26 protein-coding genes and 1 pseudogene are annotated in these 22079 nt (G+C 59.5%); 4 read left to right on the top strand and 23 right to left on the bottom strand.

Annotated elements, in window-relative coordinates; all coding sequences use genetic code 11:
- Window positions 1-6: 6 nt before the first annotated feature.
- From BLR16_RS22005 to BLR16_RS21885, 23 genes and pseudogenes are all read right to left on the bottom strand, one after another.
- Window positions 7-606, bottom strand: a complete 600-nt coding sequence (locus tag BLR16_RS22005; protein ID WP_003433192.1) for an aminodeoxychorismate/anthranilate synthase component II — start codon at window positions 604-606, stop codon at window positions 7-9.
- Window positions 607-1014: 408 nt separating this feature from the next.
- Window positions 1015-1527: a lysis system spanin subunit gene (locus tag BLR16_RS22000; RefSeq protein WP_003372700.1), complete on the bottom strand. Its 513-nt coding sequence runs from the start codon at window positions 1525-1527 to the stop codon at window positions 1015-1017.
- Window positions 1524-2069 carry a glycoside hydrolase family 19 protein gene (locus BLR16_RS21995; RefSeq protein ID WP_003433193.1) on the bottom strand — a complete coding sequence of 182 codons (546 nt, stop codon included), beginning with the start codon at window positions 2067-2069 and terminating at the stop codon, window positions 1524-1526. Before BLR16_RS21995 ends, BLR16_RS22000 begins: the two co-directional genes overlap by 4 nt.
- A 242-nt stretch (window positions 2070-2311) precedes the next feature.
- Window positions 2312-2809 carry a tail fiber assembly protein gene (locus tag BLR16_RS21990; RefSeq protein ID WP_074807403.1) on the bottom strand — a complete coding sequence of 166 codons (498 nt, stop codon included), beginning with the start codon at window positions 2807-2809 and terminating at the stop codon, window positions 2312-2314.
- Between the two features lie 275 nt (window positions 2810-3084).
- Window positions 3085-3267 carry a hypothetical protein gene (locus tag BLR16_RS21985; RefSeq protein ID WP_054078017.1) on the bottom strand — a complete coding sequence of 61 codons (183 nt, stop codon included), beginning with the start codon at window positions 3265-3267 and terminating at the stop codon, window positions 3085-3087.
- Window positions 3268-4385: 1118 nt separating this feature from the next.
- Window positions 4386-4940, bottom strand: a pseudogene (locus tag BLR16_RS21975) (phage tail protein); the annotation flags it as partial.
- A gap of 10 nt (window positions 4941-4950) precedes the next feature.
- On the bottom strand, window positions 4951-5550 hold the full coding sequence (locus BLR16_RS21970; RefSeq protein ID WP_074807398.1) for a YmfQ family protein: 600 nt from the start codon (window positions 5548-5550) through the stop codon (window positions 4951-4953).
- A complete protein-coding gene (locus BLR16_RS21965) occupies window positions 5538-6578 on the bottom strand; it encodes a baseplate J/gp47 family protein (RefSeq protein WP_003372716.1) in 1041 nt (346 codons plus the stop codon). The genes BLR16_RS21970 and BLR16_RS21965 overlap by 13 nt, the downstream gene beginning before the upstream one ends.
- Window positions 6568-6966, bottom strand: coding sequence for a phage GP46 family protein (locus BLR16_RS21960; RefSeq protein WP_003394886.1), 399 nt, complete (start codon window positions 6964-6966; stop codon window positions 6568-6570). The genes BLR16_RS21965 and BLR16_RS21960 overlap by 11 nt, the downstream gene beginning before the upstream one ends.
- Window positions 6963-7475, bottom strand: a complete 513-nt coding sequence (locus tag BLR16_RS21955) for a phage baseplate assembly protein V (protein ID WP_003372720.1) — start codon at window positions 7473-7475, stop codon at window positions 6963-6965. The genes BLR16_RS21960 and BLR16_RS21955 overlap by 4 nt, the downstream gene beginning before the upstream one ends.
- Window positions 7472-8599, bottom strand: coding sequence for a phage baseplate assembly protein (locus BLR16_RS21950; protein ID WP_046269563.1), 1128 nt, complete (start codon window positions 8597-8599; stop codon window positions 7472-7474). The genes BLR16_RS21955 and BLR16_RS21950 overlap by 4 nt, the downstream gene beginning before the upstream one ends.
- Window positions 8600-8602: 3 nt before the next feature.
- Window positions 8603-10027: a DNA circularization protein gene (locus tag BLR16_RS21945; protein WP_003433198.1), complete on the bottom strand. Its 1425-nt coding sequence runs from the start codon at window positions 10025-10027 to the stop codon at window positions 8603-8605.
- Entirely contained in the window at window positions 10024-12306 is a 2283-nt protein-coding gene (locus tag BLR16_RS21940; RefSeq protein WP_074807394.1) for a phage tail tape measure protein, read from the bottom strand. Before BLR16_RS21940 ends, BLR16_RS21945 begins: the two co-directional genes overlap by 4 nt.
- Before the next feature lie 130 nt (window positions 12307-12436).
- The gene (locus tag BLR16_RS21935; protein WP_003316280.1) at window positions 12437-12733 is read right to left on the bottom strand and encodes a phage tail assembly protein; all 297 of its coding nucleotides are present in this window, start codon (window positions 12731-12733) and stop codon (window positions 12437-12439) included.
- A complete protein-coding gene (locus BLR16_RS21930) occupies window positions 12730-13077 on the bottom strand; it encodes a phage tail tube protein (protein WP_003372729.1) in 348 nt (115 codons plus the stop codon). The genes BLR16_RS21935 and BLR16_RS21930 overlap by 4 nt, the downstream gene beginning before the upstream one ends.
- A 60-nt stretch (window positions 13078-13137) precedes the next feature.
- Entirely contained in the window at window positions 13138-14634 is a 1497-nt protein-coding gene (locus BLR16_RS21925; RefSeq protein WP_003433200.1) for a phage tail sheath subtilisin-like domain-containing protein, read from the bottom strand.
- Between the two features lie 18 nt (window positions 14635-14652).
- On the bottom strand, window positions 14653-14841 hold the full coding sequence (locus BLR16_RS21920; RefSeq protein ID WP_003419716.1) for a DUF2635 domain-containing protein: 189 nt from the start codon (window positions 14839-14841) through the stop codon (window positions 14653-14655).
- Window positions 14838-15428: a phage tail terminator protein gene (locus tag BLR16_RS21915; RefSeq protein ID WP_003433201.1), complete on the bottom strand. Its 591-nt coding sequence runs from the start codon at window positions 15426-15428 to the stop codon at window positions 14838-14840. Before BLR16_RS21915 ends, BLR16_RS21920 begins: the two co-directional genes overlap by 4 nt.
- A gap of 46 nt (window positions 15429-15474) precedes the next feature.
- A complete protein-coding gene (locus tag BLR16_RS21910; RefSeq protein WP_003372736.1) occupies window positions 15475-15813 on the bottom strand; it encodes a hypothetical protein in 339 nt (112 codons plus the stop codon).
- Entirely contained in the window at window positions 15794-16183 is a 390-nt protein-coding gene (locus BLR16_RS21905; protein ID WP_003411734.1) for a hypothetical protein, read from the bottom strand. The genes BLR16_RS21910 and BLR16_RS21905 overlap by 20 nt, the downstream gene beginning before the upstream one ends.
- Before the next feature lie 122 nt (window positions 16184-16305).
- Complete coding sequence (locus tag BLR16_RS21900) at window positions 16306-17478, bottom strand: cellulase family glycosylhydrolase (protein ID WP_016982694.1); 1173 nt, start codon at window positions 17476-17478, stop codon at window positions 16306-16308.
- 2 nt (window positions 17479-17480) lie between these two features.
- Window positions 17481-17675, bottom strand: a complete 195-nt coding sequence (locus tag BLR16_RS21895) for a Com family DNA-binding transcriptional regulator (RefSeq protein ID WP_003372742.1) — start codon at window positions 17673-17675, stop codon at window positions 17481-17483.
- A 272-nt stretch (window positions 17676-17947) separates the two neighbouring features.
- A complete protein-coding gene (locus BLR16_RS21885) occupies window positions 17948-18391 on the bottom strand; it encodes a hypothetical protein (RefSeq protein ID WP_002551910.1) in 444 nt (147 codons plus the stop codon).
- Window positions 18392-18580: 189 nt separating this feature from the next.
- On the opposite strand from BLR16_RS21885, the gene BLR16_RS21880 reads away from it, so the two are divergent.
- The 4 genes from BLR16_RS21880 to estP all read left to right on the top strand — a co-directional run bounded on the left by BLR16_RS21880 (window position 18581) and on the right by estP (window position 21975).
- Window positions 18581-19192 (top strand): LexA family protein, encoded by a 612-nt coding sequence (locus BLR16_RS21880; RefSeq protein ID WP_003372744.1) that lies wholly within the window; start codon window positions 18581-18583, stop codon window positions 19190-19192.
- 154 nt (window positions 19193-19346) lie between these two features.
- Entirely contained in the window at window positions 19347-19595 is a 249-nt protein-coding gene (locus BLR16_RS21875) for a DUF1654 domain-containing protein (protein ID WP_002551908.1), read from the top strand.
- 121 nt (window positions 19596-19716) lie between these two features.
- Window positions 19717-19959: a pyocin activator PrtN family protein gene (locus BLR16_RS21870; RefSeq protein WP_003316268.1), complete on the top strand. Its 243-nt coding sequence runs from the start codon at window positions 19717-19719 to the stop codon at window positions 19957-19959.
- Window positions 19960-20064: 105 nt separating this feature from the next.
- Window positions 20065-21975 (top strand): esterase EstP, encoded by a 1911-nt coding sequence (gene estP / locus BLR16_RS21865; RefSeq protein ID WP_074807462.1) that lies wholly within the window; start codon window positions 20065-20067, stop codon window positions 21973-21975.
- Window positions 21976-22079: the final 104 nt, after the last annotated feature.

The following is a 22079-nucleotide window of genomic DNA, read 5'->3' as shown; positions in this document are numbered from 1 at the left end:
AAATCCTTAGCCCTGACGATGGCCGCCACTCTGCTTGAGAAAATTGGCGAACAGCTCGTGGCCCTGCTCGGTCAGGATCGACTCGGGGTGAAACTGCACCCCTTCGACGTTCAGTGTCTTGTGGCGCAGGCCCATGATCTCATCGACCGAACCGTCTTCCAGCGCGGTCCAGGCCGTCACTTCCAGGCAGTCGGGGAGCGTATCCTGCTTGACCACCAGCGAGTGGTAGCGGGTGACCACCAGCGGATGATTCAAACCATCGAACACCCCGCCATCTTCGTGAATGACCGGGCTGGTTTTGCCATGCATGACCTGACGCGCACGAACCACGTCGCCGCCAAAGGCCTGGCCGATGGACTGATGCCCCAGGCACACGCCCAGAATCGGCAGCTTGCCCGCGAAGTGCTTGATCACATCCAGCGAGACGCCGGCTTCATTGGGCGTGCACGGGCCAGGCGAGACCACAATGTGCTCCGGGTTCAGGGCTTCGATCTCGGCGATGCTCAGTTCGTCATTGCGAATGACTTTGACGTCTGCCCCCAGCTCACCAAAGTACTGCACGACGTTGTAGGTAAACGAATCGTAGTTATCGATCATCAGCAGCATTTTGCTATCAACCTTTTGATTTACTGACTTGATTCAGGCCTTCCGGATTCTGCTTCACTCATGCATCCCCTCGTCAGCCATAAGGCCGGGGGACGGAGAAAAACATCACAAAATCGAAGGCATACAGGTACGGGACCGGCAGGGCCGGCAAGGAAATAGTCAGGCGCGCCAACGCCAACGGGCGTGAGCCTTGATAACGCGCATCAAAAGCTTGCTGACTGTCGTCACGGAAGGGGTCTCATCGGTACGTTTCAGGACATTAGCGTACCGAATCGGCCGGTGCAATATGAATGTACCGGGCTGCGCTGATTGAAAAGCGGTTAAAGGCTGAAAAGAGGGCCGCGCCTCCTCGCGGAGGCGGGATTGAGGCAGGGGCACGATGGCCGAGGTGGGGAGCCGAGAGGAACATCAGTGCGCAATCTCGCGCACGTAGGCTTGGCAGGCCTTCAAAGCGATCAATCCCTGATCGCCGTAGTCGGTGATGGCGACAATTCGTCCAGCAGCCGCTGGGTCAAGTTCGCCTCGCGAGCTTCCATGAACCACGCCGCCGGTATCGGTGCCGGCTGGCATGCCATCACGGTTGGCGGGGCTGTTGGCGAGGAGGACTGACAACCGCAAATCAGCGGTAGCCAGGCGATCACGCAAACGAGCCTGAGCAGTCTGTGCATCGCTCAACTCCTTGTGGATGGTTGTATCGTTGGTGTGCAAACGGACTTCCAGCGCCCGTCGTTGTGCCTGCTCGGCGTTCTGCCAGTCGACTAGCGCGAGCGCCGCCTGCTCGCGCTCGCGCTGCCACGTCAGCTGTTGCGCGGACAGTTGCAGGCCATAGCGGGCCGCCTGCCATTTCCAGGCGGCCCATGTACCCAGCCCTGACCCCAGCACGAATGCGAGGATCAGGAATCGCATATCCAGCACTTTCACGGCAGCACCTCCAATGCCCGCTGGTAAAGCGCCTGCCGATCCGCCAGGCCGTTGGTACCGCCGTTGATGCGGCGGGTGATCATCAGAAAATCACCCTTGTCTGCCAGCGCATTGAGGTTGGCCCTGTCCCAGAACCATGCCGCCGACATAGCGGCGTGGTCGGGTTGTTCGAGCAGTTGCGGCTGGGCAAGCAAGTCCAGTCCGAGCGCCTCCCCGCACGCCTCGTAGTTGGTCCGCCCCGTCACCTGAATCAGCCCACGGCCCCGATACAACTGACCGTCACCATCTGCCTCTGGCGTATTGCCCAAACGCAGCGCCAACTGGCCCGTGTCGTACTTGGCCAGATAGCTGTCGCTACCCAGCTCGCGCACATAACGAAGCTGCCCGGATTCATGCCCGATCTGAGCGATGAACGCGGCGATACGCAGCCGAGTGTCGATGGCGTAACGGGCCATGGCGGTATTGAGAGCAGGAACGAAAACGCCGGCTTTAGGGCCGGCGTTGGGGAGGATTTGCAGTAGTTGTTGCTGGTTGATAGGCATGGTTACTCCTGCCTTGCTTATGACGCTCGTCAATGTCCCCAATCGACGAAGCTCTCGTGATTCAAAAGCGACGCGCATTAGGGCTAACAAACGCCCCATCATTGCGAGGCGTCGTTACCTGAGTCGTTAGCAGCAGTCATGTCAGCAGGTCGCGGCGATATCGAAAGCATAAACAGTAACGCCAGCTTCAGAGCTGGCGTCGGGTGCAATTCGTTTTCGCGCTCGCCCTGCCAAATGGCCAACTACTCAGAAGGTGGCACATACACAAAAGGCTGCGCAGGCGCCACTGGCCAGTCGAACTTCCTTGGATAACCTGGCAATGTATCAATCAGGGAAAGCCGCACGCGATAAAGACGGAACGCGTACAGCTCAGCGTTGATTGCTGGCACGGATTTCAATTGCTCTTCGGTCGCCAGATTCATTGCTATGGCGTCCTGAAGAATATCCAGTTCGTCCAGCAACGAGTGGATTCGATAGGTAGCGTTACTTGACAAGTTATTTCGCTGACTCGTCACCTGCTGCAAGACCGCCTCCTCGGTCGGCTCGAGAACCGGGCCGAACTCACCGGCGAGGGCACGGTTAAACAGATCGACTCCATGAGCAGCGGAGTCGTTGGGGGACGCACCAAAAGGCACCTCGCCGTAAGTGTCTTTAAACTCTGCAAACAACACCCACAGATTAATGTATGTGTGCGTCATATCGGACCAACGTGGATCACGAGCGCTTATTACTGTGTACATAGGAATACCTTTGATTTTCTAGTGAGAGAGTGTGGGTTTATGAATGATTGACGCTTGCGGGCGTCGGCGAACCTCCTGTTTCGTTTGATGACAGGAACTAAAACACCGGCGGTGGGGCCGGCGTCAGGGAGCATGTTCAGTCGTTGTTGCTGGTTGACAGGAATTGATACTTCTCTGGGCTTGCGGGACGAGCCCAGCCCATGAGTCGATAAGGCTCTCCTGTTCAAAAGCGGGATTAAATGGCGAATAAAACAACGCCCCCTCAGAGCGGGGCGTCAGGACTTGGGCAGTTCGTCTGCACTTACGCCGGTGACGAACTCACTATTTCGCTTGAATTGCTGGTAACGCTCGTCGGTATCCTCGACCAGCGCTTGATTGGGATACTCGGCGCCATCCTGAATGCAGGCGAACACTGCGATAATGGTTTTACCGTCTTTGGAAAGTTGTACGTGGATCATGGATCACCTCAGAATTTGTAGCCGGATATATTTAGAGCACCTTCTCTATAAGAACCTGACTGCACGCCTGTAGACCAATAAATAGTTTGAGGCGTTATCAACTTCAAATCAGAGAAGGAGCCTGTTTCAATGTCTTGAACTGTCTCTGACATACTGTTTCCAGCCACCTGCTGAATACCTATGCCCGACACGGATGAAGCAATAGTTATCGCAGCATTTACAGTATTTACGCCAGCTATGGATAACCAACCAGTGAGCGCCTTCGCCGAAACAGGAACAACAGAAGCAAGGTTTATCGACTTGGTAGTTGTAATAGCAACGGTAGTTGCAGCCACTTTTTCGCTTACAACGCTAACTTCCCGGCCGTCCATAAAACCGATCTGAAACAGCGAACTCCTGGTCCTCCAGATACTCACTAATGCAGAGGCTGTAAAACCGCCGGGCATGTTTGCTCCGGTATAAACCTCGCTAGCTGTCGTCGAGGTGACATCAGTGCACAGTAAGGCAGAAGCCCCTGTCAGAGGGTTGTAGATCGCATAGATGGCAACGAACCCGTTCGCTGGCGGCGTCCCCGTATCCATACCGCCGCTGCCTACGGTGGTCAGGTTGATCGTCTTGTTGAATGCGCCAAGCCGATAACCCATCCCTCCCAAACCGGTCTCGACAACCAGTTCATCCGCCGTGATCGTTGCGGACGCGGAAGCGGTGACCACACTCATGATCAAATTGCGGGCGCTGCCAACAACCGTGGTGGGTACCAGGCCAGGATCATCGTTCGACACTACCTCACGCCAGCCAGTCCAGATACTACTTGCCTGCGTGCGCCAGAACTTGCGGCTACCAGTTCCCAATTGAGTAACAACCTGCAGGCAACCGCCGTTGTTGTAGGGGATGACTTCTACTGAACTGTTTGTTGGCAACGGCTGATTAAGCGTTGTGGGGCTGGTGCGATACAAGCCGCCCTGAACAACAAGGTTGAGGTCCGTCACCAACGAACTGATGGTTGTGCCCAAGCCAAGTGCAGTAAGAGCAGCCTGTACAAACGCAGTGTTTGCAATGGATAAATCGTTATCACCAAGCGCTGCGGTAGGAGCCTTCGGATCCCCAATGAAGACAGGAGAATCGATTCCCGCAACTTCGGTGATTTTGCCGCGCTTGGTGATGTAGATCGCATCAGGGTTAAAAACAAGCTCTACCCACTCCGCCGCATTGAGCTTCAACGTATTGCTGCCGGCACCGAATAGAGAGATGACCTCAGCACCATTGGCCTTGATCGTTGCCGCTGCTGGCGATGCGTTATGAAAGGTTATCGACTTACCCACCACTACGTTCGCCTTGGGGGGCAACGTCAGCGTGATACCACCGGCATTGATTCTGTGCCAATGCCCCGCCGCTCCGGGTAGAAGAGTTTCGGAAGCGGTGTAGCCAAATCCTGCACCTTTATAAGCCTGCCTGACCTGCGAACCAATCTGCGTAATTGCGGTTGCGAGCTGGTCTGTTCTGGTTTCATCAGGCTGCTCACCACCGGCTGCCATCGCATTCAAGATCTCCTGCGTGATCGAGTTACCCCACTGCGCAGGAATAAGCGAACCGGGCATACCGGTCGCCGGGTTTTCATCTACAAACTTGCCGCTTGCCAAGCCTACGCCCGGCACACTCTTGGGATAATCCACATTGTGTTCCTCAGTTGAAGTTTACGAATTCGACGCTGTGCGCCGGTGCTGCTCGACGGATCAAACATTCGATGGCGAGCCCGGGATTCACCCCGAACCGCTCTCCCCAGTAGCTGGCCCCAAAGCGTCGGCCCAGGCGCTGGCGCCCGCCGGTGTTCAGGGTCCACATGAATTGCGCGTTCCAGGTGCCGAAGTGCGCCCGGCCAAAACGCGAACGCCCCATACGGGGCGCTCGGTGTTCGGTCACGGTGGCATCGGGGTAGCCCTGGCTGATGGCAATGTCGATGTAGAACGCCGCGTTCTGCCCTCCTGTCGCCACAAGCCGCTGACGCACCGACAGGCGCCGGTCTGCGAACAAGGGGTTGAGCCCCAGGCACGGATCAGGCAGGTTCATCACCCGCTCCCAGTCCGGGACCAGTTCGCTGACGGTGGCGGGGTCCATCTCGTTGAGCAGGTCGAACGCGCGGCTATCGATGCGTGCAAACTCGCGGGACAGGCCGGTAATGACCTGCTGCAATTCCGGCACCCGCTCCGGATCCCATGCGGGACCGAGTGGCAACAGCGCCTGCAGTTGTCCGGCGTAATGTTCGGCAGTTCTTATGACGACCATTGAATACCCCCGAACGTGAGCAACTGGTTGGCTGCCGCAGTAACGTTGGCCACGGGTGAAACCAGCACATGATCGGTTTCGCCTGTCGCGCGGCTGATGGCCTCGGCGATGTGCGTGAGCAACAGGGTTTCGCCCAGTCCGCCCTCACGGTTGTGCAGGTCCAGCAGTTGCGCTTCGACCGCCGCCCGCACGGCGGAGGTATCCGGTGTGAGCCGGATGGTGTAGACCACCGGTTTCTGCACCGGCGCCAGCACATACACGTCTGCGGTGACCGGACGCAGCGGCTCGATATACGCAGCGACCGCAGCCAGCTGCTCGGCGTCAGGAATGGGATCGGCCTGGTCGTCACGCATGAAGAACACCGCCACCGTCCCCGGCCCCATGAACCGGCGCACACACCAGGCGCGTGTCACGCCCGGCACTTCCAGCGCCCAGGTCACGTAATCATCCTGATTGCCGCCATGCGGGATGACCCGGTAGGAGCGCACGACACGCGCACGCAACGACTCGATACTTTCCTGCGAGATGCCGCCGGAAAGTCCGTCGGCAATGACGGTGAAGGTGCTGTCGATGCCTTCGACCGGTTGCACGGCAGTCATCACCAGACCGGCATCCGCATTACCCAGAACACCGGCATCCACCGCTTCGACCGTGGTGGTGTTATTGCCCGCAACCGTGGTGACGCCTTTAGTGACGCGGTAGAAGCGTCCATCACTGAACTGCAGCACAGTGTCCGCATCCAGCACCGCGCCGGCTGCAGCGGTAAAGCGCACCGTGCCGGTAGCGGCCTGTGCCACCTTGCGCGGCTGCCTCAGGCGCAGGATGGCCTGCCGCTCAAGGGTTTCCTCGTCGGCGGTGTCCGGCAGAATCTGGTCGGCGATCCAGTCCTGATAGCCGTACAGACCGTAGGCCGCGCCGCTGTGCGCACGGGACAATACCCGCGCATCGGACTGACGCAGCGCTTCGTCGGCGAGGTCGACCTGGGTTCGGTTGATCAGCGCCGGTAACGTAGGTGTTTCAAACGGCATAAATCACCTGCCACTGTTCAGAAGGGTTGAAACGCACGAGCTGACCGTCCGAGACGACCAGCTCGACGCCCAGGTTCAGGCGGTTGCTCTGAACCTGTTCGGTAAGGATGTTGATGTGCTTGACCTGGCCATCTTCGATCAGCCAGTCGAGCGCTTCGCGGGCATAGAACTCGGCGTCGCGCTGGGTCTGGGCAGTCAGCCTGACCCGACGCAGCAGCCACAGCCTGGAACCAATGCGGTCATTGGCCTGTGCCGGGTAGGTGTCGCCCCACCAGCCATAGCGCTCGGCATCGTCAAACGGGTCGTCCGCTTCGGCACGCCGCCAGGTGAACAGGCTGATGACCACCGAGCGCAGCAAGGACGCTTGCAGAGAGCCTTCGATAATCATCCAGCACCTCCAACGGGCGGCCCGCTCTGGCCATTACCGCCCTGCACGTTGCCGTGCAGATGGCTGATCTGGCTGATGCCAGCGGCAAGCTGGTCGCCCTGGGAAACGATCTTTCCGGTCTGGGTGATCTGCGGTGTGTCGAAGTTCACGGCCACCGTCGCCTTGATGTTCAGGGTGTCGGTTTCAATGTCGATGACCTTGCCGCGCTTGAGGTGAATCTTGTCGCCCTCGTCGGTATAGATCGCCACTTCGCCCGACTCCAGGCCCTTGAGGCGATAGCGCCGGTCGGCCACCACCAGCAGCAGACCGTGCGACCGGTCGCCACCAATGAAGGCGGCAATGCCCTCGGCGCCAGCCAGCGGGTTGCTGGTGAAGCCATAGGGTTCGAAGTGCTCCATGTCGTCCTTGACCTCTCCGGCGGTGAGGCGCATTTGCAGCGCCTGCATTTTGCTGCTGGCCCTGGCGAGCACCACCGTGCCGCGCACCAGCATGCGATTGAGTAAGCTCATGAGGTTGTTTCCTCGTCGATGGGCAGCAGCCAGGAGTAAGCGTCCTGATTGACCTGCACCTTGCTGCGCTTGTTGGGGTCACCTGGCTCGGCCTGGAAACCTTCAGGCGGACCGACCACCAGTGTGGTGATCGTGCCTTGGTCGCTCAGCGAGTAGGTCACGGCTGAAATCAGCATGTTGCGGCTTGTGAAACCGATGACCGGATCAATCACCCGGACCATGGTGTTGTGCCGCCAGAGCGCCCCGTTGGACTGCCGCCAGCCCTGGACCTTGTAGGTGGTGAGCAGCGCCTTGCCGGCCCGCTGACCACGCTCCCAATTGGCGCGACTCAGGGCAAGTTTCGGTGTGATCGGCGCATCCTCATGAACGACCAGTACGCGAAGACGCTTTTTATGCGCAGGATCGTCATGCCGGTTATCCGTGACTTCTGCCGAGACCTCCGACGACTCCTTGCCGAACGTCTGGTCATTACCGGTCTGTTGACCAATGACCCGGTACTCGGAAAAAAGCCCGGAAAAGTCCCGCGCGATGACGGCGCTCAACACATTCTTGCCGAGTTCGAGCGCGTCTGCGCTCTGCCCGCGACTACCCGGCCTGGCCAGCACCACATTGCCGTATTCGTCATCGGTGGAAAAAATCCGGAACAGGGTCAGCAGCCGGTCAATGGACTTGAACACGGTTTCGGCAGGCTCGATGGTGTGATCGGCCATCTTCGAGGTCTCCGGTATTTCGCTGATCACCGACAAACCATAAGGAGCAGCCAGCGCTTCAACAATCTTCAACACCCCCACCTCCTTCCACTGGCTCGGCCTGTTGATGGCCGAGCAGTCGATGAGGTCGGCGGTTTTCGAGCGTCCGGAAATCTTTAGCGTGATTTGCTTGCCGTCATAGCTGATCGGCGCGGCAAACACCCAGCCGGTCAGAATCAACTCGCCGCCGATACGTACTTCGCACGCTGCGCCGGGCGTGATCGGATGCGAGATTTCAGTGCCCGGCCACTGCCAGGTAATGCTCACGTCAAAGCTGCGCGCCTGACGCTCGATCCCGGCAGAGATTTCCACCGACTTCCAGCCGGCATAGTCGTGCTCGTCAACCGTCAGGGTGACAACGTTAGGGTCGATCATGGGTCACTCCTGTGCGATCTTCAGCGTGCCTGGCGGTACGAAACCCGGGTGGGCCAGCCGATTGCGCTGCACCATTTCCTGCGCCCGGCTGGCGTCACCGAATCGGCGATAGGCCAGCACCAGCGCGGGCAAAGGCTCGGAGACCTTCATGTCCACCAGACGTACACCGGAGGCCGCCACCGCGTTGAGGTGCCTGATCAACGCCTGACGCAACGTGTTGAGCGCCAGGTAATGTTCGGGATCGGCTTTCAACGACGCTTCCCAGATCGCCGAACTCAGCGTGTCACGCAGTTCGATGACGTCATCGGCAACCGGCACATCGACGCGCTGCAGCGCTTGCGTCACTTGCTGATCCAGCGACGGCACCACGGTGAGCGGCGTGACGGTCGTCGCAACCGGCATGCTCGCGACGATTTTCGCCACCTTGACCAACAAGGCATCCTGAACCAGATTGGCCGCGGCCTGAGCCGTCACGCCGGTATCCAGCCCGCTGCCCTGGCTAACCAGATTGATGCCGGACACCGCTTCCGCCTGTTGCGTGGCCTCGGAAATCACGGAGCGATAATCGACCGTTTCAACAGAGGACACGCCGCCATTGCTGCCGGACCTTGCTGCCGTGCTGCTCGCAGCGGTGCCGTTACTGCCACTCGCGGAACCGCTGCCTGAACCGCCCCCTGTCGAGCTGCCGGAACCTGACCCGGCATTCGTTCCGGTACTCGCCCCGCCAATACTGCTGGTGCCGTTCGCTCTTCTGGCTCGACGGCTGTCGCCGTCGAAACTGGCGAAGAACGTGGTAAACAGCGTGCTGACCGTCAACGGCGCATTGACCAGCGAATGCACCAGCGCGGTGACATCCGAATAGATCGTCATGAACGGTGTGAACTGCCGCTGAATGGTCGCGAATACGCCCGACAAGGCACTGCGCAGCGCCTGAATGTTGATACGTACCGCGTCCACTGTGGCCATCACCGAGCGGTAGCGCCTGAGCGCCGAATCCAGCAGGCTCTCGGACGCGCCCAGCAACTGCCGTCGCGTATTGAGCGTCGACACGGGAAACTTGAGCGGGTTGGCCGGATAGAATTTCAGGTCCAGTCGGACGAGTCCGCCTTCGTTCAGGTTGTGTGTGACGCCGCACTCGCCAACCTGGACCTGCACACGACCCAGCCACGGATGCACCAGCTCGCCGGCACCTTCCTGCTCCAGTGCCTGTAGCAGTCTGTCTCGCTGTTCGAAACAGTCGGGACCGACAATGAACCCCGTCAGCGTATGCACTTTCGACTGTTTGCCCAGCGACTCGAAATAAGGCTCGTCGCGTTGTGGAAACTCATGCAACTGCCCCTTGCGACCTGCCGGAACGACGGCTTTTTCAATGAAAAAACCGACGCCACGGAAAGACGCCGGCAGCAGGCTGTCACGCCATGTACTCATGATCCGGCTCCTGCGCCGAGGGTTCGATAACCGACGTTTGGCGATATCGTCAAACCCGGCTGGTTGGTTTGCACTTGTACGGCGCGCATGCCCAACGGCGCGTTTTCAAAGCGAATGTTGAGCTCGCCTTCAAGTCGCGGGCCGGCCCCGGCTGCGCCCTGTTGCAACAACAGGCTGCCGGGCGCCAGCGGGGTGGGTACGCCGAGCAGTTGGCTGGTCGACGGCACGCCAGTGGCCTGATTGAGCAACTGCTGATTCATGCGAACGTTCTCGACGGCACCGGCCGCCAGAAACGCACCGGTCCCGCCGCCCGGCCCTGCGTTGCGTATCCGCTGTTCTTCCGCGAACCGATTGGCCGTCTCGGTCGCCCTCTGCAGGACGGTCTTATCAGTGTCGCCACCAAACCGGCTCATGATCGGTTCGATGAATGGCTTGATGCCCGCCCACAGACCTGCGAACCAGGTTTTGATCGGCTGCCAGTTCTCGATGACCATGCCCAGCGGCGAAAAACTGAACAGCGTTGCCAGCACATCGGTAAACGGTTGCGCCTCGGCCTTGATGGTTTCCCACAGGCCGACCAGGTACTCGGACAGCGGCTGCCAGTTGGCCACGACCATGCCCAATGGCGACCACGCAAACAGCGTCTGCAGAAAATCAAAAAACGGCGTGGCCAGCGCCTTGATCACGTCCCACAGCGCAGCAAAGAATTCGGTCAGTGGCTGCCAGTTGGCCACAACCATGCCCAATGGCGACCACGCAAACAGCGTCTGCAGAAAATCAAAAAACGGCGTGGCCAGCGCCTTGATCACGTCCCACAGCGCAGCAAAGAATTCGGTCAGTGGCTGCCAGTTGGCTGCGATCATGCCCAGCGGCGTCCAGGCGAAGACCGCCTTGAGTACGTCCCACAGCGCCATCACCGGTCCGCGAATCGCCTCCCAGACCGCCTGGAAATAAGGTGCGACGGTCGACCAGTTGGCGATCAGAAAACCTGCCGCCAGCGCGAGGCCGCGCACGATCAGGCCCAACGGTGACATGCCCATGACCGCAGCCAGCAGCTTGGCGGCACTCGTCGCAGCGAGAACGGCGACTTGCAGCACGCCGAAAGCAATCGCGGCGCCCACGACGCCCTTGATCACCTCTGGATGTTCGGCCGCCAGCGCGGCGACCTGAGAAATCATCGGCCCGATCACGGCCATTGCTTCGTTCATCGCCGGCAGGAACATACTGCCGATATTGATGCCCAGACGATCGACACGGTTGGTCATCTCTTTGATGGCAGTGGCCGTGGTCTGGGAGTTGTCTGCGAACTCCTTCTCGATGGAGCCGCTGTTTTGCACGCCCTCCCCGACCTTGGCCAGGTTGGACCTGAGCACATCGAGGTGGGCCAGCAGCGGCGTGATCGCGCCCAGCGATTCGGCACCGAACAGCTGCGTGATGACGTCCGACTGTTTGCCGGGATCAACACTGGAAACCGCCGTCAGAACCTTTTCAATGGTCCCGGACGGGTCGCTCTGCATGCCCTGGGTCAGCTGATTGACGTCGAGCTGCAACGCTTCGAACGCCCCGGCTTTCGCCGCGCCCCCTTCGGTCAACGACTGCATGAAACGCTTCATGCCGCTGGCGGCCACATCGGCCGGCACATCGACGCTGGCCAGGGTTGCGCCCATGGCCGCCAGTTGCCCGGAGGCCATCCCCGCAACCGGCCCGAGCGGGCCCATTGCAGTGACCATGGTGGCGATTTTCTTTTCCAGGTTGTTGCCGCCGAGCACGTTGATCTTCTCGGACAACGCCGCGACCTGCGGCTGAGTCATCTGAAACGATGACCGCCACGAAGCCATCATGTCGCCCGACTCGGCCGCTGTCTGATCGAATGCGACGCCCATTTTCACGGCGTCGCTGGCAAACCCGGTCAGTTCTTCGCGCGGTACATTGGCCTTGGCGCCCGCGGCGACAATCGCCGCGATACCGTTGGCGCTTTCCGGCAGTCGTTCACTGAGGTCCAGAATGTCGGAACTCATCTGCTGGAACTGTTGCGGTGTTTCAAAGGTGACCGACCGTTTCACGCCGGCCATGCTGGTCTCGAAACCGATCGCTGCCTTTACCCCGGCAATCAAGGGCTCTGCCAAAGCATTGCCCTTGATCATCTCGCCCACCTCGACGCCCCCAAGACCAGAGCCTTTAAGCCTGTCCTCGAAGCCTTCAACGTTGTTGCGGATAGTTGCCAGCGTTGGAGACAGCTGGTCGACGCCGGTAATCAGCGTCTTGATAGTGTCTGCCATCACTCCCCCTGCAGGATCTGGTTGATGCGTTGCGTCTGCAAGATCGACTCGGTGATGACGTCCAGCTGCCTGGACATCATCAGTTCGGGATCGGTCTTCCAGAAATACGCGAGGTCGTAAACGACGGCGATCAGTCCTTCGAGGTCGCTGATGCCGCTGCCATGAAAAAACTCGCAACCTTCCAGCTCAACGTATTGATGTCGCACAGGTCCATCTGATTGACCGACGAGGGCGGGATGCCGGCGCAGACGGCGATGTACTTCGCCGCCACGTCCAGGTCCAGGGAAACTTCCTCGTTCTTGTCGATCCTGTACGGCAGAGCCTTGATGGCCCGCGCTTCCTGCGCCGTAGGGCGCCGGAAGGTCAGTTGCGAAAGGGTTTCGCCGTGCGCTTCGATCGGGCTGGCCAGGTCGATGACTTCACTCATTGCCAGCTCCCCTGATTGCCGTCGAATTGCAGCTCGATGGTGCCGTCGTCAGCTTTGCTGCTCGGCGTATCCACCAGGTAGGCGCCGGACAGGACGTAGGTCTTGCCGTTCTTGAATTCACAGGTGATGGTCATGTCCACACCGGTAGTGAGCAGCTTGAGCGGCAGATCCGCGGTATGCACGGCGGTGAATTTCAACCAGGCAGCCTTTTCGGTTTCCTTGTAGTAACCAGGCACGACCGTCTCGCGCTTGATGTTCATCAGAGGCGCTTCGCCGCCGCCGCTGATGGTCAATTGGGTGCCATCCACTTTGATGTAGCAGGTACCCGCAACTTTCTGACCCATGTTGTTTATCTCCAGAATGAAAAAACCCGCACGAGGCGGGCTTGAAAGGGTTGGTTAGGCTTATGCCGCTTCGTCGTACTGCAAGCGGAACTGGTTGAGCAGCGCGAACACGCGCAGGCCGTTGATGTAGTCAGGCGGGAACATCACGTTCACGCGGCTTGGGTCATTGCCGTCACGCTCGACAATCAGGTGCTGGGCGAACGTTTCGGCGTTCTCCACATGACCCTCTTCTTCAAGACGTGCGTATTGCGCAATCAACTCGCCACGGATGGTGCTCGGCGTGATGATCGGCTGGCCGGCACCGAAGCGCGTGCCATCGTTGGCCAGCTTGTGGCGGCCGTACTTGCTGGTGATGATGCCTTGCAGACGACGGATGATGAACGCCGACTGGTGCATGGTTTCACTGTCCAGGTACGAGTTGTCCGCCTGGCCGTAAGCGTTCTTCTGGTAGGTGGTGATCGAACGCTGAATGCGCACGTAACCGCCTTCGTAGTACGCCGTGGCGATGCCGTAACGCAGTAGCGACTCACGCTCGGTCAGGGTGAAACGCTGACTGGCCGGCGCCGGATCGATGCCAGGCATGGTGCCGCTCTGGGTCGGACGGCTGGCGTCGGCAGAGATGAACACCGCCGTGCGTGCAGCCAGGGCAGCGGCTTGCAGCCAGACAGGTTGCGGCACACCGTTTTCGACACCCTGCAGGGTGATGTGCTGATCGTTGCGCAGTTGACCTGCGGCCACCAGCGTACCGACCGTGCCGCGCTTGGCGCTGTAAACGTGACCGTACAACTGACGCGCCCAGCTCCAGCGACCGGTGCTGTCGTCCATTGCCGCTTTCCAGGCATCCAGCGTGGCGGTGTCGGTCCAGGGCATGCAGATGAACTCGAACGGCTCATCGCCCAGCGCAGCCAGTGCCTTGAGCTGATCAGGCGTACCTACGCCACCAGTCATGGCGGTGACTGCCGCCGTCAGGCCGGCAGGAATGACTTCGCCATTGGTCTTGCCCTGGCGATTGAATTCCAGCTGGATGTCATTGCCGCTTGCCCCGCTCCATTTGCAGGAAAGGGTCAGCACACCCGCTTCGACAGCCGCGGTGATCGGCAGATCAGGTGTGGCGTTGATTTTCACCGACAGTGCCGTGGCCGCCTGGGCAGCGGTTGCGCCGTTAACGACAGTGGCCTGCACTCGCATGCCGCCGACATACAGGTTCAGCAGACCGGCTTCGGTCGCCGCCCCGCTGAGGGTGACTTTCGCGCCGGCCTTGGCGCCTTCAGTATTGAGCAGCGGCAGGCACCAGACTTCGCCGGTGGGGTCCGCCTTGCGCCAGGTTTCATACATCGAGGCCAGCATGGAGCCCTGACCGCCGATGTTTTTCGCCAGCGCCACGCTTGGCACCAGCACCAGAGAACCCAGTTCGGGGCCGGACACATCGTCGTTGACCTGCGCAACGATCAGTCGACGCATGCTGGCCGACGCGCTGTTGGCGGCCGAGTTGTCCATCTCCGCATAAAACAGCGGAACGCGAACGTCGGATGGAATGTTGTTAAAGCTGATAGCCATTGTTTGGCTTCCTCTTGGTTAAGCCGTGAAGGCTTGATGGGTGGTGGTGGATTGCTCGGTTTTAAGGGTGATGTCGCCGTCGTTCTGACGACGCTGCCACCAGGCGTTGAAGGTCACCTGCCGGCCTTCGACGGGCAGCAAATCGCCCGCCTCCGGATCCGGCACAGTGCGGCCCTCGGCCGGTACTACGGTGATGCGTTGAGTCATGGGGTTACCTCTGCTGTGAACTTCGCTTCGATACGGCCATCAGGGCCGGGGGATTTCAGGTTCGGATCTGCGGGGTCAACGCAGTCCATCTCAATGGTGGCGCCGGTAAACCCGGGCAAACCATCCAGATACGCTTCGTGCCAGGTCTCGGCAGGCTGATCGGAGGTATTGCGGCCCAGTTGAAACTGCGCTGCAAAGCCGAAGCGATACGTCACCCGGTCGCCGCTGATCTGCACCAGCGCGCCACCGGTGTACTGCATCGCGTCGTAATCGTGATCCGGGTTCCAGCCCACCAGCGCACGCCACAGTTCGGCGCGCAGTGCATGCAGTTGCTCACTGGCTTCCTGCCCGCGCTTGTCACCGCCATCGAGCACCACCACGACATCGATCGTGTCGGTGATGTTCTGGCGAATGACGTTCTGCAAATCGTTGGCGGTGGACTGATCGCCAGTGGCAATCACGTACGCCGACGGGTGGGCGAGCTGATCACCGAGGGCGACCGCCGCCCAGTCGATACCGGCACTGATTCGCCCGGCAAAGCTCGGGCAGGTCGCCTGCAAGTGGGCAACTATCGGGGTTATCTTCATGAGGGGTTCCGCGTGTGTTGAAGGTTGATTGCGGCGTGGGAAACGCCTACTGGTTCGCCTTGCCCAACGCCTCATCAGCCTTGTCTGCAGCACGGCTGGCCGTGTGAGCGGCCTGATTGGCAATTGATGCAGCACTCTCGACCTTGTCTGCCGCCTGGGTGGTGGTTTCGGCCAGCCTGTCCAGGCGCCGGTCGCGCTTGCCCAGTGCTGCGTCGTAGGCATTGCGAACCTCGGCCAGCTGCTGCGTATGCTCGGCATTCGCCGACCACTGCCCGGCCTGAAAACCGAGCATCAGGCACCCAGCGATCAGCAGCACGGAAATCAGCCAGACCTCCAGGCGCCGCCACCAATGGCGAGCGATGAAATCAATTGCGCATCTGTGCATCGTTTGCACCTCCGAGTTGGGATCGCAGCCGGGCTATTTCGGCGCTTTGCGTGGTGACCTTGTCGGTGAGTTGAACGATGTGGCTGGTGAGGGCTTCGATCTTGCCCTCCATCCGCCCAACCGCTGCGGCGAGCTCGTTGCGCTCCTTGGCGAACTGATCAGCCCGCGCTTCAGCTTCCTTGCGCGCCTGGCGCTCGGAGTCGAGCAGTTCATTGAGGCGGCGCACCGTACCGATGTCCGCGTTGTCCATCGCCCGGTCTGTTGCATCTCTGGAAAGAAACTTGCGCAGCCATAGAAAGCCGCCAAGCAGTATTGTGCCCGTGCCGCCCAGCCAGGTAGCTGTGCCTGGGCCTAGGTCGGTTGGGTCCATTGGTGCTCCGTAATAGGGTGGTGGACTCTCAAGGCCCTCGAAAATCGAAAGCCTGAATAAACTGGAAAGAGCCCCTTGATGCGGGGCTCCGTTGTTGGGTCAGAACGGAATGACTCGCACCGTCATGCTTGTGCATAACCCCATAGGGCAATGCGCTCGGCAAAGTACGGTGTGACCAGTGCGACGGTCTCCGCCTGATTGCTGGCCTCCAGGCTCATCTTTTCGCCATCGGTGCCTGGCCCTGTGACCCACAGTGTCACTGGCACTTTTTCCGCCTTCGCTTTATCGAGCAGGTTTTTCAGCGCGGTGCGACCGGCAGCCGTTGGCGGAATCCCTGTTTCGCCGATAAATGCAGCCATCTTGTTGGTCTTGGCATAGGTCAGAAACGGACCCACGATTTCATCGCGCAGAACGGTCGGCGAGATCAGGTCGTTGTTATTGGCGTAGGCACCGCTGGAGCTTTTATCGTAATCGCCGTAAGCATGGGCTTCCCAGACAATTGCATTGGCCGGGTCGACGATCTTCGACTGAAGGTTGGCAGAGACGGTGGCCCAGTTTCTGGCGCTTGCAAACTCAAGCCCACAAATGAACACCGGCTTTTTCGAGCTGTTGCGCAACGCCTGCAGCACGGTATTCATCGTGCTGATGTACAGCGCCTCAAGAGCAGGGAACGTAATGTAGTCCTTGGCACCCACCGTAGTATTCGAATACGGCTCGTTACCCAACCCCCAGCCCAGCACCATCGGATCGTCGCATTCGGTGACCAGCTTCTGGTGAAAGTTGGCCAGGTGAACGGCGCTCCAGAAAGTGCCACTGACACCGTTCCCATCCTTGATCAATACCGACTCGGTTGCCTTCCAGCCGTTCTGATTACCGGCCTCCGCAGCAGGAAGAATGCGCCCGGTCAGGTTCCCGTTTGCATCGGTTTCGTAGCGATGCAAACGCATGTAGTGGTGCGGATCAGGAATGATTCTGGCCTCGCCATTGGAGTCTTCACGGATCCAGCCAAGCATTTCTTTCCAGCGCTTCACGAAGTCGGTATTCAGGTTCGCCCCTTGGCCTGGCAAGCCGTCCAGAGTCGACAGCTGAATAGCGCGCTGAAGTTCGAACGGGAAACGGATCAGACGCACGCCCCGATTCTTGACCCAGGTAGTGATGGTTCCACGATTGGGCCACTGATAATGAGTCCCTGCCTCGCCCGGCACGATCTGCCCGGCGTTTGCCACTGAACCCAGGTTGATACCTACCAGCGGAATATTCTTGAGCTGGCTGACAGCAGAACTGCTATTGGACATGATTAATACCTCTGGTTAGCACCGCGAGGCAGCAACGACGCTGCTGTACCTCTGTCGCTCAACGGCGATAACTCGAGGCTCGTGGCCTTCACATGATTCAACGTTCCGCAGCGGGAACATTTGATCTGGAGCTCTGTGTACTCACCCATGCGGGCCAGCAGCTTCTTGCACTGCCCGCATCGATAGTCCTTCAACATGTGCACTGGCCTCCGTGTGCCTGGCCCAATAAAAAACCCCGCCGAGGCGGGGTTTGAGATGGGTCGCGAGTGACCGGTTGTGGCTGTTGATCAGCCTGTTTCCGGCTGCTGCCCTGAGGCGCAAATCGCATATCGTGGGACCTTTTTACCCCCCTCCGGAAAGCCTGGGAAGGGGCAGTTTCGGGGTGGGTCGAGTTTGACCGGAGTTCAACACGAGTTCGGCCACAGCTGTGCAATCGACCCGGATAAACGGCGTGAAACCGTGTCTTCATTTACCCTTGCGCAGCCTTGTCGGCGACGGCGTTGTTGCTTCTGGAAGCGCTGCGCTCAGCGAGAATCGCCAGCACTTGCTGGTGAAGCTTGTTGATCCAGTTGCGATAGGTGCGGTCTGCGCCTTCATTGATGCCCACCAGACGCATCTGCTCGCGCACCGGCAACGACTCGACATAACGCAATGTCGCCAGTTGCGCCAGTTCAGGCCCGCGGCTCTTTGCAGGGCTGCGCGAAAGCTGCGCCACAGCCGCCTCGACTTCGCTGCTTATATAGTCCAGGCCGCTGCCATTACCCACCAGTGCGCGCGAGCCGGGTGTGCGACGCGGAATGTACGCGCCCCACTCCATGATCCCGGCCATCGGGCTGCTCAGTCCGCCGCCCAGGCCAATGCGCATGCGCTGTTCTCCCCAATGCTGCATCACGGCTTCTATTTTCTCGATCATCGTGTCTCTCCTGTGGGACCTTTCTGAAACGCTGCGCAACGTCTTTCGCTGCGCAGAACCAAGGCCTTACAATACATTTTGTATTTTTATGACACAACGAAGCATTACATTATGTATATTGCTCAACACCCTACAGCCTGTATGATTCGACGCATGAACAGAAAATGGTATGAAGTCGCAAGACAGGTCATGGAAACCCAGCAAATCAGCCAGGAAGAGATGGCTGAGCGGATGGGCGTGACGCCCGGCGCGGTAGGGCATTGGCTGAATGGCAAGCGTGAGCCGAAGATCGAGGTTATCAATCGGTTCCTGACCGAGCTCGGCCTGCCGATTCTCACCACCTCCATTCCGGCCAGCGAGCCCGGCATGCACAACGTGGAGCCTACGGTGCAGCCCTCGCGTTTCTATCGCTATCCGGTCATCAGCTGGGTAGAGGCCGGTGGCTGGAGCGAAGCCGTCGAGCCCTACCCTGCCGGCTATTCGGACACCTTCGAGATCAGCGACTATAAAGCCAAGGGCAGAGCCTTCTGGCTGGTGGTCCGTGGCGATTCAATGACCGCACCTGCAGGCCAGAGCATTCCTGAAGGCATGTTGATTCTGGTCGACACCGGAATCGAGCCCACTGCTGGCAAGCTGGTCATCGCCAAACTGCCGGAAAGTAACGAGGCCACGTTCAAAAAACTGGTCGAAGACGCCGGACGCTACTTTCTCAAGCCGCTGAACCCCGCCTACCCGACCCTTGCGGTGACCGAGGAGTGCAAACTGATCGGTGTCATCAGGCAGATGACGATGCGTCTCTGACCCCCGGCATGCCACGTCCAAGCCCCGATAACCGGGGCTTTTTCATGCGCCACCGTTTCGTCCCGGGCAGGTGTCCGTGTAGGAAACATTTGTAGCTTGCGTGAGAAACACCCCTCAATTACTGTATGCACATACAGTAAAAAGGAGTTCACTCATGCTCAAGCAGTTCCCCGACACCTCGCAACATGACGCTTACCTGGCCTTGGCACAGCGCATTCAGGACGCTATCACCAGTGACAAGGCGCAGATCGAGCATCAGGTCCTGCTGATCAGGGAGCCTGGCGAATCGGTGGCTCACTGGGAGCGCATCATGGATCAGATCAGCGAGGCCGAAGGTATCAGCGTGACCCGCAACCCTGAAAACGGCACTGCTCGCGTGTCCTGGTACATCGATTCCCTGTGAGACGAACAATACAAATCGTATTTAAAATACAAACTGTATTGTCACGACGCGCTACATATCGTATTGTTTGTCTGCACCCCATCTCGGGAGTACTCACATGCAAACCACAGGGAGTCATGGAATGAACGAAATACTGGATCAACTTCGCAAAGAATTCGCCACGCCGTGCCCTTCACTGAGCGCCGTCCGAGAGCGTTATTTTTCGCACCTGTCGAACGACAGGAATCTGCTGCGCAAGATCAACGCAGGACGCATCGACTTGAAGGTCAGCCGCACAGGCGGCAGTCGTCAGGGTCACCCCTTCGTGTACCTGCATGACCTGGCCAACTACCTGAGCGCCATCGTGACCAACAGGGCAGCCTGAGGTCAAAAAAGCACCGCCGCAGCGCGATAATGTTCATCGAACTTTGCAGCCATGAAAAATCTTGCTACGTTTCCGGTACAAAACAAAAACAATCGGGATCCGTTCATGACCAAGACATCGAGGCGCTGGCCCTTCGCGGCCTGCCTGTTATCGCTTGCCTGCGGCACCGCTGCTGCCGCGCCCTATTCGACCATGGTGGTGTTCGGTGACAGTCTCGCCGATGCCGGGCAGTTTCCGGACACCGCCGGGCCCAGAGGCTCCACGCTCAGGTTCACCAATCGTGTCGGCCCCACCTATCAGGACGGCAGCGGTGAAGCGTTCAACCTGAACTCGTCGACGCTGATCGGCAGGATGCTCGGTGTGCCGTCAGGAGATCTGGCGGCGTCGACGTCACCGGTCAATGCTGCGCTGGGAGTGCCCGATGGCAATAACTGGGCGGTCGGCGGCTATCGGACCGATCAGATTCTCGACTCGATCAACTCGCAATCCACCGTCGTCGACCCGAACACCGGCACGCTGCTGCGCAGCCGGACAGGTTATCTGCCCGCCAACGGTTTTCGCGCTGACCCCAACGCTCTTTACTACCTGACCGGAGGCGGCAACGACTTTCTGCAAGGTCGCGTGTTGAGTGCCAGCAGCGCCGCGCAAGCTGCCAATCAGCTGGCAGACAGCGCGCAAGCCCTGCAACAGGCCGGTGCGCGCTACATCATGGTCTGGTTGCTGCCGGACATCGGTAAAACGCCAGCCTTGAGCGGTTCGCCACTGGCTTCGGCCACCTCGGCACTCAGCGCGGGTTTCAATCAGCAACTGGTCAGCCGACTGGCGCAGATCATTCCGCTGAACGTTCCGTTGCTGATCAATGAGATCCTCGCTGAACCGGCACGCTTCGGGTTCGATCCCAACGAGAATCTGGTCAGCACCTGTTTCAGCGGCAATAGCTGCCGGGAAAGCACCACCAACGGCAGGTCCAGTGCGACGCCGAATCCGAACCGGCTGTTCTTCAACGATCGCGTGCACCCGACCGAGGCCGGACAGAGGTTGCTGGCCGACTACGCCTACTCGCTGCTTTCGGCCCCTTGGGAAGTCTCCCTGCTGCCGGAAATGGCCAATGGCACGCTGCGTATGCATCAGGACGAAATTCGCGCCCAGTGGCTAAGCGACTGGGGCAACTGGCAAGGTGTCGGGCAGTGGCAGAGCATGCTTTCGGCAGGCGGTCAGAAAATGGACTTCGACGCGCAGGACAGCTCGGCTGATGCTGACGGAAGAGGCTATAACCTGACCATAGGCGGCAGCTACCGGTTTGCCGAAAACTGGCGCACAGGGATTGTCGCCGGCGCGTATCGCCAGAATCTTGAGGCCGGCCCAAGAGACTCGGACTACAAACTCAACAGCTACATCGCCACTGCGTTCCTGCAGTATCAGGCCAACCACTGGTGGGGTGATCTGGCAGTGTCGGGCGGCAAACTGGACTACGAAAATGCCGAGCGCAAGTTCGCGCTGGGCGTCAGCGAAGGTCAGGAAAAAGGCGATACCGACGGTGAAATGTGGGCTGCCAGCGGGCGAGTGGGCTTCGACATCGCGGGCCCGACCAGTCGCTGGCATCTGTCGCCTTTCGTCAGCGCCGATTACGCGCACATCGATGTCGATGGCTACTCGGAAAAAGGCGACCGCTCGACCGCGCTGACCTTCAGTGACCAGACGCGCAAATCGCGGCGTGCAGGCGTGGGTGTACAGGGCAAATTCCAGGTGACACCGAGCACACAGGTATGGGGAGAAGTTGCCCATGAGCGGGAGTTCGAGACCGATCAGCAGGACGTAACCATGGCGCTCAACAGTGTCCAGTCAGTGGGTTTCACGCTGGAAGGCTACACGCCGCAACGCGACCTGAACCGGGCAACGCTGGGCGTCAGCCAGAAGCTGACTCAGGACCTGACACTGCGCGGCAATTACAACTGGCGCAAGAACGATGACGTTACCCAGCAAGGAGTGAATGTCGCGTTGAGTCTGAGTTTTTAGACTGCCGCAGGAGGGAGCGTGAGGGACGATGATCTGACTATCGTGCCCATGCTCCGCGTGGGCATGCCTTGCTGGACGCTCCGCGTCCTATCCTGAGAACTGCG

This window comes from Pseudomonas sp. BS3767 (assembly GCF_900099665.1).
Taxonomy (GTDB): Bacteria; Pseudomonadota; Gammaproteobacteria; order Pseudomonadales; family Pseudomonadaceae; genus Aquipseudomonas; species Aquipseudomonas cerasi.
Note: the sequence above shows the minus strand (reverse complement) of the source record. Positions and strands in the feature narration are given on the sequence as shown.